Genomic DNA, 17,007 nt, shown 5'->3' with positions numbered 1-17,007 from the left:
GCCGCCCCGGCGGTCAGTCGTCGTCATCCCCGTCGTCGGTCTTGTAGGGGTCCGCCTCCCCGGCATGGGTGGCGCCGGATGCCACTTGGGCCACCCGCTCGTCGACCGCGCGGGCGCGGGCGAGCAGTTCCTCCATCTGCCGTGCCGCATCGGGCACGGTGTCCAGGATGAATGCCAGCGTCGGGGTGAACTTGACGCCGGTGGCCGCGCCCACCTTGGAGCGCAGCACGCCGGTGGCCTTCTTCAAGCCCTCCGCGGCGCTCGCGTAATCCGGCTCGGCATCGATGGTCTCACCCATCACCGTGTAGTAGACGGTGGCTTCCCGCAGGTCACCGGTCACCTTCGCATCGGTGATCGTGACGAAACGCAACCGCGGATCCTTGATCTCGTGCTCGATCGCCGTCCCGACGATCGTCACAATCCGCTTCGCGAGTCGGCGTGCCCTGGCCTGATCCACCATGGCGCATCTCCTCTTCTAATCTTCGGGCCCGAAGATACGGCGGCGCACTGCCAGCAACTGTAACTCCGGACGCGCCGCGACGTTGCGTTCGCATCGGTCGAGCACCTCCGTGAGATGTCCCATCTCGGCGCTGACCATCGCGACACCCAGCAGCGTGCGGCGATATCTGTCGTGTTCCCCGCCCTCGGCCGCGCACACCCCGAACCGTTGTAATTCGGCGATGACGGGCCGGATCACGGAGCGCTTCTCCTTCAGCGAATGCACTTCGCCGAGCAGGATGTCGAATTCCAGCGCTCCCACGAACAACAGCTCACCTCTTCGTGAATCGGCGCACTCGATCGGTCGTCCCGGCGCCTGCCAGGACGACCGATCGGGTGTCGTCTCAGTCCCGCGGCTTCTCTCGGAGCTCGTAGGCCTCGATGACGTCGCCTTCCTTGATGTCGTTGTAGGAGAGCGTGATACCGCACTCGTACCCATCGCGGACCTCGGTGACGTCGTCCTTCTCCCGGCGCAGCGACTGGATGGTGGTCTCGGCGATCACCATGTTGTCGCGGAGCAGCCGGGCCTTGGCGTTGCGCTTGACCGAACCCGAGGTGATCATGCAGCCGGCGATGTTACCGAACTTCGACGAGCGGAAGATGGCCCGGATCTGCGCCCGGCCCAGTTCGTGCTCCTCGTAGATCGGCTTGAGCATGCCCTTGAGGGCCTTCTCGACATCGTCGATGGCCTGGTAGATCACGGAGTAGTACCGGATCTCCACACCCTCGCGGTTGGCCAGCTCGGTCGCCTTGCCCTCGGCCCGGACGTTGAACCCGATGATGATCGCGTTCGACGCGGACGCCAGGTTGACGTTGGTCTCGGTGACGCCACCGACACCGCGGTCGATGACCCGCAGCCGCACCTCGTCGCCCACCTCGATGTCCAGCAGGGCCTGTTCCAGGGCCTCGACCGTACCCGAGTTGTCGCCCTTGAGGATCAGGTTGAGCTCGCTGGTCTCCTTCAGCGCGGCATCCAGGTCCTCGAGGCTGATCCGCTTGCGGCTGCGTGCGGCCAGCGCGTTGCGCTTGCGCGCATTGCGGCGGTCGGCGATCTGCCGGGCGATGCGATCTTCCTCGACGACGAGCAGGTTGTCACCGGCGCCGGGCACCGACGTGAAGCCGATGACCTGGACCGGACGCGACGGCAACGCCTCGGTGACGTCGGCGCCGTGCTCGTCGACCATGCGGCGGACGCGGCCGTAGGCGTCGCCGGCGACGATCGAGTCGCCGACCCGCAACGTGCCGCGCTGCACCAGCACGGTGGCCACCGGGCCGCGGCCGCGGTCGAGGTGCGCCTCGATGGCAACACCCTGCGCGTCCTGGTCCGGGTTGGCCCGCAGGTCCAGCGCCGCGTCCGCGGTCAGCACCACGGCCTCGAGCAGCGCGTCGATATTCGTGCCCTGCTTCGCGGAGATGTCGACGAACATGGTGTCGCCGCCGTACTCCTCGGTGACCAGGCCGTACTCGGTGAGCTGCTGCCGGATCTTGTCCGGGTTCGCGCCCTCCTTGTCGATCTTGTTCACCGCCACCACGATCGGCACGTCGGCGGCCTGCGCGTGGTTGATGGCCTCCACCGTCTGCGGCATGACGCCGTCGTCGGCGGCGACCACCACGATCGCGATGTCGGTCGCCTTCGCGCCACGGGCACGCATGGCGGTGAACGCCTCGTGACCCGGGGTGTCGATGAAGGTGATCAGGCGCTCGGAGCCACCCACGTCGGCCTTCACCTGGTAGGCGCCGATGTGCTGGGTGATACCGCCGGCCTCCGCCTCGCGGACGTTGGACTTGCGGATGGTGTCCAGCAGTCGGGTCTTGCCGTGGTCGACGTGGCCCATGACGGTCACGACCGGCGGACGGACCTGCAGGTCGTCCTCGTCGCCCTCGTCCTCGCCGTAGGTGAGGTCGAAGCTCTCCAGCAGCTCGCGGTCCTCGTCCTCGGGCGAGACCACGTGCACGACGTAGTTCATCTCGCCGCCGAGCAGCTCGAGGGTCTCGTCGTTCACCGACTGGGTCGCGGTGACCATCTCACCGAGGTTGAACAGTGCCTGGACCAGTGCGGCCGGGTTGGCGTTGATCTTCTCGGCGAAGTCGGACAGCGACGCGCCGCGGGCGAGCCGGATGATCTCGCCGTTGCCGCGTGGCAGCCGCACGCCGCCGACGGCGGGCGCCTGCATCGAGTCGTATTCCTGGCGCTTCTGCCGCTTCGACTTGCGGCCCTTGCGGGGCGCGCCACCGGGACGGCCGAAGGCACCCGCGGCACCGCCGCGGCCACCGCCACCACCCGGACGGCCACCGCCGCCACCACCGCCACCGGGACGACCGCGGAAACCGCCGCCACCACCGGCACCTGCGCCGGCACCGGCCGCGGGCGCACCCTGGCCGCCACCGCCACCGCGGTAACCGCCACCGCCGCCACCGGGACGCGGAGCGCCACCGGGCGCACCGCCCGGACGCGCCGGACGGCCACCGGCCGACGGACCGGGACGAGCCGTACGGGACGGCATCGCACCGGGATTGGGCCGCGGGGGCATCGAGCCGGGGCTCGGCCGCGGGCCACCCGGACGCGGACCACCCTGCGGCCCACCGGGACCCGGACGCGGGCCACCCTGCGACGGACCCGGACGCGGACCACCCTGGCCGGCGCCGGGACGCGGACCACCCTGCGACGGACCGGGACGGGGACCGCCCTGGGCCGGGCCTGGACGCGGGCCACCCTGGGCCGGACCCGGACGGGGACCGCCCGGACGCGGCGCGGGCCGCTCGGACCGCTCCGGCCGCTCGGGCGCGGAGCTGAAGGGGTTGTTACCTACGCGCGGCGGCTTCGGGCCGGGCTTCGGACCGGGACCGCCCGGACGCTGGCCACCGCCCTGCGACCCGGCCGGCCGCGGCTGTTGCTGCTGGCCCGGATGCTGCTGCTGACCGGGACGGGGACCGCCCGGGGTCGGCCGCGGGCCGGACTGCTGCTGCGGGGGCGCGGACGGCGCATGCTGCGCCGCGGGAGCGACCGGAGCCGCGGGCGCCGGCGCCGGGCCCGGACGAGCCGCCGGACCGGGCTTCACGCCGCCCTCGACGCGCGGTGTCTCCGGGCGGGCCGTCGGCGCCGCGGGCGCGGCGGCCGCGGCGGGCATCGGCGCGGGCGCCTTGACCTGGTTCGGGACCGGCGCCGGAGGGCGCGGACCCGGACGCGGGCCGGGCGTCGCCCCCGATTCGGGCCGGGGGCCCGGACGTCCCTGGTTCTGACCGGGCTTACCGGATGATTTCGCGGAACCGTTCGACTTCGACGCGAACGATTCCCGCAGTCGGCGCGCGACGGGCGCCTCCACCGTCGACGACGCCGACTTGACGAACTCGCCCTGCTCCTTCAGCCGTGCGAGTAGTTCCTTGCTCGTGACACCGAGTTCTTTCGCCAACTCGTGCACGCGGGCCTTGCCTGCCACTGCTCTCCTCACTGAGAGGTCGAGCGTGGCGCTCGTCCCTGCGGGGGGACGAAAAGCCCGCACGACCTCCGATTATCTTCGATGGTCGATCATCGTTGGTACTTCACGGTGTGCTCATGAGTGCTCGTGCCTGTTCTCGAGGTAGTGCTCCAGGGCTGAGATATCCAGTTTTCCGGACACTCGTAGCGCTCTGCCGAACGCTCGGCGCCGCTCTGCCGTGCTCAGACAAGCGGAAGAGGGGTGCAACCACGCACCCCTTCCGGGAAGTCTGTGCCGCGGATCGGGAACGACCGCAACATCGTCGCCCGAGGACGACCACGCCACGACCCGCAACAGAGCGGCGGCCAGCTCGCGCCTCCGACATCCTATGCAGGTGCGAACCGGACCGGGCCGCCGGGGCGGTGCCGTTCCGGTCCGCGCGGAGCGCAGGGAAACCGGGGGCTCGTGCTGAGCCTGCGTCCACTGTACCGCTGCCATGTCCCGATCTCCGCATCCAGCCCTCTTGGAAGTTACCAACCTGTCATCCCCGGCTAGCTACGCTGCACTTCCGAACGGGTGGAACCGTTCACATCGGGGGCCGCGTCGCTGCGGATATCGATACGCCAGCCGGTCAGCCGCGCGGCCAGCCGCGCGTTCTGACCCTCCTTGCCGATCGCCAGCGAGAGCTGGAAATCGGGCACCACGACCCGGGCGGCTCGCGCCTCCGGGTCGACGATCGTGACCGACACAACCTTCGACGGGCTCAGCGCATTCCCGACGAAGGTCGCCGGATCGTCGGAGTGGTCGATGATGTCGATCTTCTCCCCCGCCAGCTCGCTCATCACGTTGCGCACCCGCTGGCCCATCGGGCCGATACAGGCGCCCTTGGCGTTCACACCCTGCACATTGGACCGTACGGCGATCTTGGAGCGATGCCCGGCCTCCCGGGCCACCGCGACTATCTCCACCGCGCCGTCGGCGATCTCCGGAACCTCCAGGGCGAACAAACGACGCACCAGATTCGGATGCGTGCGCGACAGGCTGATCTGCGGGCCGCGCGGCCCCCGCGAGACACCCACGACGTAGCACTTGATCCGGTCGCCGTGCTCGTAGCTCTCGCCGGGCACCTGCTCGGCCGGCGGGATCAGGCCCTCGGTGCCGTGCACCTCGCTGCCGATCCGCACCACCACCGTGCCGCGGGCGTTCATCCGGGCGTCACGCTGCACGACGCCGCCGACGATGTCGCCCTCGTGGGTGGCGTACTCGCCGAAGGACTTCTCGTTCTCCGCGTCGCGCAGTCGTTGCAACACCACCTGGCGGGCGGTGGTGGCGGCGATCCGGCCGAACCCCTCCGGGGTGTCGTCCCATTCGGAGATCGTGTTGCCGTCGGCATCCACCTCCCGTGCCATCACCCGGACGACGCCGGTCTTCTGATTGATGTCGATATGGGCGTTCGGCTGATGGCCCTCGGTGTGCCGATAGGCGGTCAACAGAGCCGACTCGATCGCGGAGATCACCGTCTCCATCGAGATTCCCTTGTCGGCGACGATCGCCCGGAGGGCTTCGATCTCGATGTTCATTCCACGATCCCTTCGGTCGGCGCTGCTGCTTCTGGTTGTGCTTCCCGTTCCTCGCCGTCGAGGTCCGGATCTCCGGGACCCGCGTCGCCGAGGTCCGCGCCCGCGGCGCCCGGTTCGGGCCGGCCGGGCGCGATGCCGGTCAGTGCCAGCTCCGCCGGGCTCGGCGGCGAGAACTCCACCTGCACCACGGCCCGGTCGATATCGGCCAGTGGCACGGTGACCAGGTGCGGTTTTCGTCTGCCCGCCGGGACCAGGGCCACCTCGGTCTCGGTGGCCGGGCCGACCCGGGCCTCGAAGCGGGCGTCGGTACCGGTGCCGGCCGCGTCCGGGCGCAGGGCTACGCGGACCTTGCGGCCGCGGGCCCGCCGCCAGTGCCGGGGCGCGGTGAGCGGACGGTCGACGCCGGGAGTGGTGACCTCCAGCAGGTACGGGGTCTCGCCGAAGTCCCCGGCGTCGTCGAGGGCGGTGGAGATGTCCGAGCTCAGCTCGGCGATCGCATCCAGGTCCACACCCTCGTCACTGTCGACGGTCACCTGCACCCGGGCCGGCCCCGCGGCCACGATCGTCACGCCCTCGAGGTCGAGGCCTCGGCGTTCGACGGGCCCAGCAACGAGCTGGCTCACCCTTTCCTCGGTCGGCATCGGCATGTGGGGCGGCTCCTGGTTCAGTTGTGACGTATTTGAGTTGTCGGTATCGGTCCTGGTCGAGCTCGGTCGGCGCGCTCAGTGGAGAAATACTCCGCTGAAGATCTAGCGTAACGCGCTGCAAGAGTGTAAAGGACCAGCCGCCGATCACGAGTTTCCGCACCACCCGCACGGGCTCACCTGCGGCGTCGCCGGGTTCGCCGGGATCGGCGCCCGCCGGGGCGCGCGTGTCGGACCGACCTCGGCCGACCGGCACTCCCCGGCACTGGCACGATGTACGCGTGCCGACCCCAGTTCCCCACGCCCGCAGCACCATGGATCGTCGTGCCGCCCTGCGGCTGGCCGGTAGCGCGGCCGTGGCAGCAACCGCCGCGAGCACTGCCGGCTGCTTCCGGCAGCAACCGCCACCGGCACCGGATCCCTTACTGGCACAAGAACTCTCGGCCCGAACCGATGTCCTGTGGGCGAAGGCCGCGGCCACCCTCGCCCCCGACCACACCGCCGCCCTCACGCTGATCGCCGCCCAGCGTGGTGAGCACGCCGACGCCCTGCGCACCGAGATCGATCGCGCCGCCGGCGTCTACCACGACGGGACCCGCCCGAGCTCGCGCACGCCACCGCCCACCGACGTCCCGGGCCCGCCGACGCCGCCGACGCTGACGGCCCTGCGCGACCAGCTGACCGGCTCCCAGCGTTCGGCCGCCGATCTGGCCGTGGGATTGTCGGGCTTCCGCGCCGGGCTGCTGGCCTCCGTCAGCGCGTCGTGCGCCACCCACGTGGCGGTGTTGCTGGGATGAACCGGCACGGGTCGGCGGCGGGCACGCACGCCTCGCGGCAGCCGTCCGCCGCCGCCCACCACGGGCCGTCCGGCCGCACTTCCCGACCTCCCGCGAACATCCGGCACGCCCTCGGCCGTGCCCGCACCTCCCGAGAAGGGACCGCATGACCACGACCGATCAGCAGGCGCTCATCGACGCCCTGAACGCCGAATACGCGGCGGTGTACGCCTACGGCGTCGTCGCCGCGTACGCCTCTCCCGAGCGCACCAGGATCGTCGGCGAGTACACGGCCGCGCACCGGGCCCGCCGCGACGCCACCATCGACGCCCTGAAGAGTTCCGGCGCGACGGTGCCCAGCCCGGCCGCCGCCTATACCACGCCGTCCCCGGTCACCGACCCGATCCCGGCGGCGCAATTGGCCGCCACGGTCGAATCGGATACAGCGATCGCCTGGCGTTCGGTCGTGGAACGCACCGACGACATCGACGCCCGGCGCAACGCGCTCACCGCCCTCACCGAATGCGCCGTCCGCCTGGCCACCTGGCAGGCGATCCTCGGCGTCAACCCACCGACGGCGTCGTTCCCCGGGCAGCCCTGACAACGGCCGCCCCGGCAGCCATCGGTCCTCCGGCACAGGACATCTCGGCCTGCGCCGCGCGGTCGGGCGGAAACGGCCGCGACGACCTGCCGTGCCGCCGATCACGCTCGCGGGCCCGGCCGGGGCCCGCGGCGTGGCGCTGCTCGGCGGCCGCACCGATGCCGATCGGGCGTCAGCGGGACCTGGCGCTCAGGGGCGAGCCTTGGCGAGGACGGTGGTGACGGCGTCGGCGGCCGGGATCTCGTCGGCGGTGCCGGCGAAGCGGTCGCGGACCTCGACCTTGCCGTCGGCCCAGCCGCGGCCGACGATCACGATCAGCGGCATGCCGAGCAGTTCGGCGTCCTTGAACTTGACGCCCGGGGAGGCGGTGCGATCGTCGAGGAGGACCTCGAGACCGGCGCCGAACAGGTCGGCGGCGACCTGTTCGGCGCCGGCGCGGGCGGCGTCGTCCTTGTTGGCGATGACGACGTGGACGTCGTAGGGGGCAACCGACCGGGGCCAGCGCAGGCCCTTCTCGTCGTGCATCTGCTCGGCCAGCACCGCCACCATGCGCGAGACGCCGACGCCGTAGGAGCCCATGACCAGGCGGATCGGCTTGCCGTTCTCACCGAGGACGTCGACCTCGAAGGCGTCGGTGTACTTGTAGCCGAGCTGGAAGATGTGGCCGATCTCGATGCCGCGAGCAGCCGCGAGGGTGCCGCGGCCGTCCGGTGAGGGGTCGCCGTCGCGGACCTCGGCGGCCTCGATGGTGCCGTCGGGGGCGAAGTCACGACCGGCGACCAGGCCCACCACATGCTTGCCGGGGGCGTCGGCGCCGGTGATCCAGGCGCTGCCGGAGACCACCCGCGGGTCGACCAGGTAGCGAACCCCGTTGTCCAGCAAACCCTTCGGGCCGATGTAGCCCTTCACCAGGAAGGGGTTGGCCTTGAAGTCCGCCTCGGTCAGCAATTCGACCTCGGCGGGTTCGACCGCCGCGCCGAGTCGCTTGTCGTCGACCTCGCGATCGCCGGGGACGCCGATGCCGAGGATCTCGGTCTTGCCGTCCGGGTAGCGCAGCTTCACCATGACGTTCTTGAGGGTGTCGGCCGCGGTCACCGGGCGGCCCAGCACCTGATCGATTCCGGCCGCGTTGGCCCAGTCCACCAGGGTCGCGATCGTCGGGGCGTCGGGGGTGTCGTGCACCTGCGCGGCCGCCTGACCCTCGATCGGGATCGCGGGCGGGGCGGCGGTGACCACGGCCTCGACGTTCGCGGCGTAGCCCGATTCGCGGCAGATCACGTAGGTGTCCTCACCGACGGGGCTGTCGGCGAGGAATTCCTCCGAGGCGCTGCCGCCCATCGCACCCGAGGTGGCCGCGACGATCACGTAGCTGACCCCGAGGCGGTCGAAGATCCGCTGATACGCCTCACGATGAGCGTTGTAGCTGGTCTTCAGGCCGTCCTCGTCCAGATCGAAGGAGTACGAATCCTTCATGACGAACTCGCGGCCGCGCAGGATGCCCGCCCGCGGCCGGCCCTCGTCACGATATTTGGTCTGGATCTGGTAGAGCGTGACCGGCAGATCCTTGTAGGAGTTGTATTCGCCCTTCACGGTGAGCGCGAACAGCTCCTCGTGGGTGGGGCCGAGCAGGTAGTCCTGCCCCTTGCGGTCCTTCAGCCGGAACAGGCCGTCACCGTATTCGGTCCACCGGTTGGTGGTTTCGTACGGTTCGCGCGGCAGCAACGCCGGCAGCGAGATCTCCTGAGCGCCGATGGCGTTCATCTCCTCCCGCACCACGTTCTCGACCCGGCGCAGCACCCGCAGCCCCAGCGGCAGCCACGAGTAGACGCCCGGCGCGATGCGACGGACGTAGCCGGCGCGAACGAGAAGTTTGTGGCTGGGCACCTCGGCGTCTGCGGGGTCGTCACGCAGGGTGCGCAGGAACAGGTGGGACAGGCGGGTGATCACGGATGCACAGAGTAGCCCGTGCCCCGGCGATATCCACAAGGCATTACCGTATCGGCTCGTGCTGGTGCTGCTGCCTCCCTCCGAAACCAAGTCCGACGGCGGTGCGCTGGGTCCGCTGGACCTGGCGGCCTTGTCGCTGCCGCAGCTCAACGACGTGCGTGGCCGGTTGGTCACCGAGCTGGTGCGGTTGGCCGGGAGACCGGAGACCGCCGCCGAAGCGCTGGGCCTGGGCAAGGGGGCTGACGCCGAACTGGCCCGCAACGCGGCGCTGCGCAGTTCGGCCACCCGGCCCGCGCTGGAGCGGTACACCGGCGTGCTCTACGACGCGTTCGACGCCGGCTCGCTGACCAAGGCACAGCGCGCGAAGGCCTATGCCCGGCTGGCGATCGGCTCGGCGCTGTTCGGGGTGGTGCGCGCCGCGGACCCCATCCCGGCCTACCGGCTGTCGGGCGGGTCGAAACTGCCGGGGCTGCCGACCCTGGCCGCACTGTGGAAACCGGTGCTGGCACAGGCGTTGCGCGAGGAGACCACCGGCGAGCTGGTGGTGGATCTGCGCTCGGGCACCTATCAGCAGCTGGGCCGGGTGCCGGGCGCCGTGACCGCGACCGTCGTCACCGAACGGCCCGACGGCAAGCGCAGTGTGGTGAGCCACTTCAACAAGCATCACAAGGGTCTGCTGGCCCGCGCCCTGGTGTGCGCGCGCAGTGAGCCCACCGATATCGGCGCGGTGGCGCGGGTCGCCGAAAAGGCCGGGCTGCGAAGTGAGATCACTTCTCCCACCGAGCTGCTGCTGTTCACCTGAACCACCGCCGGAGATGAATTCCGAGTGCCGTCGACGGTAATCGGAATGGAATAACACACATCGGTTCGGCGACGGAAAACGTCGAAGACGATCTCGAAAACAGCTCAGCCACAGCATTATTGATGTGGGGTCTGTTCGGGATATATTGCAGTTCCTGGGAACACCCGCCGGTGTCCCGTAATGTTGGCGCGGCGCCGTGCAATTGCGGCGCATCCCTGTCTGTGATCGTCGTCGATGATTGTCTAGGAGCTTGGCGTGGGTGTCGAAGCCACGGGAGACCACGGAGCCGGTCCCGAGGAGACCGCCGGCACGGTCGCGACGAGCGAATCGCGCGCCGCCACAGCCATTGCCGAGAAGGCGGCCCGCGAAGAGAAGGCCATCAAGGAGCTGACCGGCCGCCTGGTGCAGGCGTACACCGAGAGCTACTCCGCGGAGCGCGTGCACAGCGCCGTCGGCGCGGCGCGGCGACGGTTCGACGGCCATACCGTGCGCGATTTCGTCCCCATCCTGGTGGAGCGCATCGCCCGCCGCGAACTGGACGGCAGCCCGGAGGATCCGGGCACGGAAACCGTTGCCGCCCAGCAGATCACGGAGCCCTCCAGCGCCTCGCCGGCCGACCGGCTGCGCGCCGCGGCCCGGGATCTGCTGCCGCCGCCGTGGACCGCGCGCAAGCTCGTGCTCCCGGTGGCCGCGCTGATCGTGATCGTGGTCGCGGTGGCCGTGAGCATCGGCGGCGGTGGCGGCGGGACGCCCGCCCCGGCGGCGGCCGCCGAGCAGGTCCTCGTGCACGGCATCGTCGGCTCGGAGAAGATGGGCTTCTTCGACGACCCCCGCGTGGTGGATGCCTTGGCCCGCAACGGAGTACGCATCCAGGTGGAGGCGGCGGGCTCGCGTCAGATCGCCACCTCGGTGGATCTCGGGAAGTACGATTTCGCCTTCCCGTCGAGTACTCCGGCCGCCGAACGTATTCTGCGCCAACGCAATATCACCACCAAGTACACCCCCTTCTCGTCGCCGATGGCGATCGCGACCTTCGCCCCGATCGTCGATCTGCTGACCCGTGCCGGGGTGGTGAAGCCCGGCCCGGTACCGACCTTCGACATGAACCGGTATCTGGACCTGACCCAGCACGGCACGCAATGGGATCAGTTGCCCGGCAACACCGAATATCCGGTGAACAAGAGCCTGCTGATCGGCACCACCGATCCGCGGACCTCGAATTCCGCGGCAATGTATCTGGCCGTCGCCGGATATGTCGCCAACGACAACACGATCGTCCGCGGCCAGACCGCCGAGGATTTCGTGCTGGGCAAGGTGTCGCGGCTGTTCACCAAACAGGGATACACCGAGAACTCCAGCGAGGGCCCGTTCGCGGAGTACCTGCAGGGCGGCATCGGCCCGGCGCCGCTGGTGTGGATCTACGAGGCGCAATTCGTCGAGGCCGGCGTGCAGGGCAAGCTGAAGCCCGATATGCAACTGCTGTACCCGGGGCCGACGGTGCTGTCGCGGCACACCGTGGTGCCGTTGACCCCCGCGGGCGACCGGGTCGGGCGGCTGCTGTCGACCGATCCGGAGCTGCAACGACTGGCGACCGAACACGGCTACCGCACCGACAATTCGGCGGAGTTCACGAAGGTCACCACCGATCACGTGATCCCGGCGGCGCACGATGTGGCCGATGTGGTCGACCCGCCGACGTACGACACTCTCGAATACCTGCTGGACGGCGTCGCCAAGTCGTACAACTGAGCCGAGCCCCACCACCGAGCCGAGCCCTACCACCGAGCTGTTCCCTGCGGCCGAGCCGGTCCCTGCGGCCGAGCCGTTCCCGGCGACCGAGCCGGTCTCCATTGAACCGGCCCCTGCGACCGAGCCGCGCGGCGCACCTGGGCCGAGTTCCACAACCGATCGCCCGGGTGCGCTGCCGCCGCCCGGGACCCGTCGCATGGTAGTAGTGAGCGGGTGGAGACCGAGGGCACGGACCCGGACGTGGTGGAGTTGGCGTCGAAACTGTTCGGCCTGGCCCGGACCGGGGACACGGCGACACTGGTCGCATACCTGGACGCCGGGGTGCCGGTGAATCTCACCAACGACCGCGGCGACACCCTGCTCATGCTGGCCGCCTATCACGGCCACGCGGACGCGGTGGCGGCGCTGCTGGAACGCGGCGCCGATCCGAACCTCGGCAACGATCACGGCCAGACCCCCGCCGCCGGTGCGATTTTCAAGGGGGAGGACGAGATCCTCCGGGCACTGCTGGCCGCGGGCGCCGATCCGGACGCAGGCTCGCCGTCGGCCCGCGACGCCGCCGCGATGTTCGGCAAGACCGAATATTTGCAACTGTTCGGCAACTGAGCGGGACCGGCCGCCGGACGGTCCCGATCGGGCGCGGTCAGCGCGGCCCGGATCGGGAACGGCACGGCGATCGACAGGACCGTGGCGTGCACCGCCACCGGCGACTGCCGATACGCGCCGGACTCGTGATCGAGCCAGTACTCATAGACCAGCGGCCGGCCGTCGACACCGCGCTCCACCCGCCAGAAGTACGCGACCCCCGCGGCCGCGTACAGCGCCGGTTTGCGATACCAGACGTCGGTGCCGCCGCGCCCCGGCGCGATCTCCACCGCCAGCACCACGGCGGCGGGCGGAATCGGTTCGGCCACATAGAGATCCACGGCAGTCTGATCTACGACCAGCAGATCCGGGCGGAGCGGATTGCGTTCGTCGACATCGATGCACTGATCGGACAGCACCACGTACGGCGCCCGCCGGGACCGGCCCAGGACGGCACACAACGCCTCCCGGACGCCGCCGCGCCAGCGGTCCGCCCGATCGCGGACCACGAGCATGCCGTCCGACAGATCCCAGTCGAACGGTAGCGGCCGATCCCGTAACTCCCGATAGCGCCAGCCCCGCGGCGGCAACTGCGGCCGATGAATCATCGCGATACCCCCTTCGATCGCCATCTCTGCTACCGCCACGCTAACTCGCGTGCCGGCCCCGCGCATCAGACGATCGACAGCCGCACCCCGTGCCCGAAAGTCGCACCCCGCATCGGCATACGCACCCCCTTGCCGGACCCGAACTACCGGATCGAAACCGCCAGACCCGAACTGCCGGATCAAAAACCACCGGACCCGAACTGCCGATCAGAACCACCGGACCCGAACTGCCGGGATCAGAACCACCGGATCGGAACCGCCAGACAGGACAAGCGGATCGGAACGGGCGGATCAGAACACCCGGATCAGGACCGCTGCGCTTCCTCCTGCGCGTGCTGGGCCGCGGCGAGCTGCCCCGGGGTGTACCGGATGGTCAGCGAGAGCAGGATGAAGACCACCGACAGCACCGCGCAGATGAACAGCACCAGTGTGTAGCCGCTGCTCAACGCCGAGATCTCGGTCGTGGTCAGCGTGCCGGTGGTACTGCTGCGGCCGCCCAGCGACAGGGTCCGGGACAGGGCGATCGGGCTGAACATACCGATCGCGATCGGACCGCCCAGCGACAACGCCATCTGGCCGATCGCGGTCAGCGGGCCGACATTGCTCGCCGGTACCCCCACCAGCAGGCACAGCGGGATGAGCACGATCATCACCCCGACGCCCAGCCCGATCACCATCAGCAGCGACACCAGCGTCGGCGAGTAGTCGACGTACTGGTCGAGGGTGGAGCCGAAGAACAACCCGGCCGCCAGCACCACGCCCGCCCCCGCCAGCAGCCACCGCGGCCGGACCAGCAGCGCCAGTTTCGAGGTGGCCGCGCTGCCGATTCCCGCCCCCAGCGTGAACGGAATCGCCGCCACACCGGCGATCAGCGGGCTGAACCCGAGCACGTTCTGCAGGAATTGCGCGACGTAGAAGGTCATCGCGCCCATCCCGCCGCCGGCGAGCAGCAGGGCGAACAGCGTCGCCACCCGGTCCCGGCTGTCGAACAGCGACCACGGCAGCAGCGGATTGCTCGCATAGCGCTCGGCGAGGATGAACACGATCAGCAGCACCAGGCCCGCCACCGCCGAGCCGACGACGGCCGGACTGCTCCAGCCCAGGTCGGGGCCCTCGGTCGCGCCGAAGACGATGCCCACGCAGCCGAGGGTGCCGAGCACCGCGCCCCGCACGTCGAGCGCCCGCCGGTGATGTTCGGTGTCGCGCAGGTAGAAGACGGCGCCGAGCGCGATCAGCAGGCCGATCGGCACGTTGATCCAGAAGATCCAGCGCCAGCTGAACTGGGTGAGCGCACCACCGACCACCAGGCCGCCGATCGAGCCGATACCGGCCATGGACCCGAAGATGGCGATCGCCTTGTTACGCACCGGCCCTGGTTCGAACGTGCTCGCCACCAGGGCCATGGCGGTCGGCGCGGCGATGGCCGCGCCCGCGCCCTGCAACGCGCGCGCGCCGATCAGCATCCAATCGGCCTGTGCCGTACCGCACAACGCGGACGCGATGGTGAACAGCGCGACGCCGACGATCAGCATTCGTTTGCGGCCGAAGGCGTCGCCGAGGCGGCCGCCCAGCAGCATCAGCCCGGCGTACGGGAGTCCGTAGGCGGTCACCGTCCAGGCGCTCGCCGAGCTCGACAGCCCCAGCTGCTCCTGCAGCCGGGGAATCGCGAAGATCACCACCGTGCCGTCGAGGATCACCATGAGCTGCAATCCGCTGAGCACCAGGATAGGCAGACCGAACGCGCGGCTCGTCACCGGAAATTGCGTCGTCGTCGCCGTGGGGTTGTCCAGCACAGTGAGTCACTGTAACCGATGCCTCTCACCCCACCTCACTCTCACGGACCCCGCGCCGCGCCCGCTACCACCCGGTTCCGGAGACCGGACGCCCGGTTCACGAAGCCGCCGGGAACGGTTTGTGAAATCTCCAGGACCTGCGCAGATCCGGCGACCCGGCGCACGCGACGGCCGACGGCCCGGTTCACGGGCCGCCGACGACCACGGTACAGCCGCGAGTCCGGGTACAACGGAGAGTTCCGGAGCAGCCGAGAGTCCCAGCAGCCGTGCGACCCCAGCACAGCCGAACGGCCAGCACGGCCGTGCGGCCTCCGGCACAGCCCGAACAGCCCAGCAGCGAGGGGCCGACACAGCCGGGGATCCAGCGCAGTCGAGATTCCGGGGTAGCCGCGGGCTTCCGGCGACCCGGGGGGCTACGCAGGGCCCGGGAGTTACGGCGCAGTCGAGGGCTGGGGCTGGGTCTGTGCGACCGGCGCCGCGGTGAATCCGGCGGTCGGGCCGATGACGACGATGGCCGGGGGCCGGATGCCCTCGGTGCGGACCCGTTCGGCGACGCTGTTCAGATCTGCGCGCAGTACCCGTTCGGTGCGCAGACTGCCCTCTTGGACGACCGTGACGGGGGTGTCCGCGGCACGGCCACCGGCGAGCAGGGCGGCGGCGAACTGCTCGATGCGCTCCACCGCCATCAGCAGCACGATCGTGCCGCGCAACCGGGCCAGGGCGGGCCAGTCGACCAGGGAGTCCGGATGGTCGGGCGGGACGTGGCCGGAGACCACCACGAACTCGTGGGTGACGCCGCGATGGGTGACCGGGATCCCGGCCAGCGCGGGCACGGAGATGGCACTGGTCACACCGGGCACCACCGTCACCGGCACGCCCGCGGCCAGGCACGCCTCGAGTTCCTCGTAGCCGCGGCCGAAGACGTACGGATCACCGCCCTTGAGCCGGACCACGAACTTCCCGGCCTTGGCGCCCTCGATCAGCGCCGCGTTGATGGCCTCCTGGGCCATCGCCCGGCCGTAGGGGATCTTCGCGGCGTCGACGACCTCGACGTCGGGACCGAGTTCGGCGAGCAGTTCCGGTGGCGCCAGCCGGTCGGCGACGACCAGTTCGGCGCGGGCCAGCAGCCGCCGCCCGCGGACGGTGATCAGGTCGGGGTCGCCGGGCCCGCCACCGACCAGGGCGACACCGGGTGCGACCGGCTCGGAATCGTCGGTCACCACACCGGATTGCAGGGCCTCCAGCAGCGCCGTGCGCACCGCGGCCGAGCGGCGGTGCCGGCCACCGGCGAGGACACCGAGGGTCATGCCGTCGTAGCGCGCGGTGGCGGGGGTGACGGCGGTGCCCAGGCGCGCGATGTCGGCGCGCACACAGAAGATACGGCGGGCGGTGGCCTCGGCGACGATGGCGGCGTTGGTCTCCGGTTCGTCGGTGCACGCGATCGCATACCAGGCACTGTCCAGATCGCCGTCGGCGTAGTCCCGCACGTCGACGGTGATCTGCCCGGCCGCGCCCATGCCCTCGACGGCCGGGGTGACCGCGCGGCTGATCACGTGCACGTCCGCACCGGCGGCGATGAGCAACGGCAACCGGCGCTGGGCGACGCTGCCGCCGCCCACGACGACGACCCGGCGCCCGGCGAGATCGATCCCGACCAGGTAATTCGGGTCTCCTGCATGCTGGTCGTCTGGTGTGTTCGGCACAGACAGCGACATTACGGCGTGCCCGGGCGGTGACCGAACCGAAGGCCCGGCCACCGGTCGTCTCTCCTCCCATACGACGACAAGAACATGTTGCAGGCAACCGCACCGGTGGCAACCGGTCGGCTCGATTCGGTCACTCGCGCACCATCGCCACGAGACCCTCCACAGGAAGCCGATTTTCCCGCGTAGCGGTGGTAGAACACGTTACATTCCTTCCACCGCGTCGCCCGGGCCGTCGACTCTCGCCCGAGGCTGCGCGGAGCGCACCGCACAGCACGGTGCGCCGAGCGTTCCCGCGGCGAGGA

At 70.3% G+C, this 17,007-nt stretch carries 14 protein-coding genes and 1 pseudogene; 5 read left to right on the top strand and 10 right to left on the bottom strand.

Annotated elements, in window-relative coordinates:
- Positions 1-13 precede the first annotated feature (13 nt).
- The 6 genes from rbfA to rimP all read right to left on the bottom strand — a co-directional run bounded on the left by rbfA (position 14) and on the right by rimP (position 6,141).
- Complete coding sequence (gene rbfA, locus LBW94_RS18045; protein ID WP_225057233.1) at positions 14-460, bottom strand: 30S ribosome-binding factor RbfA; 447 nt, start codon at positions 458-460, stop codon at positions 14-16.
- Between the two features lie 15 nt (positions 461-475).
- A complete protein-coding gene (locus LBW94_RS18040) occupies positions 476-766 on the bottom strand; it encodes a DUF503 domain-containing protein (RefSeq protein WP_225057234.1) in 291 nt (96 codons plus the stop codon).
- Positions 767-842: 76 nt separating this feature from the next.
- A complete protein-coding gene (gene infB, locus LBW94_RS18035) occupies positions 843-3,935 on the bottom strand; it encodes a translation initiation factor IF-2 (protein WP_225057235.1) in 3,093 nt (1,030 codons plus the stop codon).
- 114 nt (positions 3,936-4,049) lie between these two features.
- The gene (locus LBW94_RS18030) at positions 4,050-4,412 is read right to left on the bottom strand and encodes a YlxR family protein (protein WP_416276912.1); all 363 of its coding nucleotides are present in this window, start codon (positions 4,410-4,412) and stop codon (positions 4,050-4,052) included.
- Positions 4,413-4,465: 53 nt separating this feature from the next.
- Positions 4,466-5,494 carry a transcription termination factor NusA gene (gene nusA / locus LBW94_RS18025; protein ID WP_225057236.1) on the bottom strand — a complete coding sequence of 343 codons (1,029 nt, stop codon included), beginning with the start codon at positions 5,492-5,494 and terminating at the stop codon, positions 4,466-4,468.
- Entirely contained in the window at positions 5,491-6,141 is a 651-nt protein-coding gene (rimP, locus tag LBW94_RS18020; protein ID WP_225057237.1) for a ribosome maturation factor RimP, read from the bottom strand. Before rimP ends, nusA begins: the two co-directional genes overlap by 4 nt.
- Before the next feature lie 278 nt (positions 6,142-6,419).
- On the opposite strand from rimP, the gene LBW94_RS18015 reads away from it, so the two are divergent.
- Both LBW94_RS18015 and LBW94_RS18010 read left to right on the top strand, forming a co-directional pair.
- Positions 6,420-6,935: a hypothetical protein gene (locus LBW94_RS18015; protein ID WP_225057238.1), complete on the top strand. Its 516-nt coding sequence runs from the start codon at positions 6,420-6,422 to the stop codon at positions 6,933-6,935.
- A 145-nt stretch (positions 6,936-7,080) separates the two neighbouring features.
- Positions 7,081-7,515 carry a ferritin-like domain-containing protein gene (locus LBW94_RS18010; protein ID WP_225057239.1) on the top strand — a complete coding sequence of 145 codons (435 nt, stop codon included), beginning with the start codon at positions 7,081-7,083 and terminating at the stop codon, positions 7,513-7,515.
- Positions 7,516-7,704: 189 nt separating this feature from the next.
- Here LBW94_RS18010 and LBW94_RS18005 read toward each other — a convergent pair whose 3' ends face one another.
- On the bottom strand, positions 7,705-9,462 hold the full coding sequence (locus LBW94_RS18005) for a proline--tRNA ligase (RefSeq protein ID WP_225057240.1): 1,758 nt from the start codon (positions 9,460-9,462) through the stop codon (positions 7,705-7,707).
- 58 nt (positions 9,463-9,520) lie between these two features.
- On the opposite strand from LBW94_RS18005, the gene yaaA reads away from it, so the two are divergent.
- The 3 genes from yaaA to LBW94_RS17990 all read left to right on the top strand — a co-directional run bounded on the left by yaaA (position 9,521) and on the right by LBW94_RS17990 (position 12,619).
- Entirely contained in the window at positions 9,521-10,264 is a 744-nt protein-coding gene (gene yaaA / locus LBW94_RS18000) for a peroxide stress protein YaaA (RefSeq protein ID WP_225057287.1), read from the top strand.
- Between the two features lie 255 nt (positions 10,265-10,519).
- A complete protein-coding gene (locus tag LBW94_RS17995; protein ID WP_225057241.1) occupies positions 10,520-12,013 on the top strand; it encodes a three-helix bundle dimerization domain-containing protein in 1,494 nt (497 codons plus the stop codon).
- A 213-nt stretch (positions 12,014-12,226) separates the two neighbouring features.
- Positions 12,227-12,619 carry an ankyrin repeat domain-containing protein gene (locus tag LBW94_RS17990; protein WP_225057242.1) on the top strand — a complete coding sequence of 131 codons (393 nt, stop codon included), beginning with the start codon at positions 12,227-12,229 and terminating at the stop codon, positions 12,617-12,619.
- Positions 12,620-12,726: 107 nt separating this feature from the next.
- On the opposite strand, the pseudogene LBW94_RS17985 reads toward LBW94_RS17990, so the two are convergent.
- The 3 genes and pseudogenes from LBW94_RS17985 to cobA all read right to left on the bottom strand — a co-directional run.
- Positions 12,727-13,206, bottom strand: a pseudogene (locus LBW94_RS17985) (Uma2 family endonuclease); the annotation flags it as partial.
- Positions 13,207-13,511: 305 nt separating this feature from the next.
- Positions 13,512-14,999 carry an MFS transporter gene (locus tag LBW94_RS17980; RefSeq protein ID WP_225057243.1) on the bottom strand — a complete coding sequence of 496 codons (1,488 nt, stop codon included), beginning with the start codon at positions 14,997-14,999 and terminating at the stop codon, positions 13,512-13,514.
- A 431-nt stretch (positions 15,000-15,430) separates the two neighbouring features.
- Entirely contained in the window at positions 15,431-16,714 is a 1,284-nt protein-coding gene (cobA, locus tag LBW94_RS17975; protein WP_416276911.1) for a uroporphyrinogen-III C-methyltransferase, read from the bottom strand.
- Between the last annotated feature and the right edge of the window lie 293 nt (positions 16,715-17,007).

Origin of the sequence: Nocardia sp. alder85J, assembly GCF_020176955.2 — a bacterium.
Taxonomy (GTDB): Bacteria; Actinomycetota; Actinomycetes; order Mycobacteriales; family Mycobacteriaceae; genus Nocardia.
The sequence above is the reverse complement of the archived record's forward strand: the minus strand, read 5'-3'. Positions and strand labels throughout refer to the sequence as shown.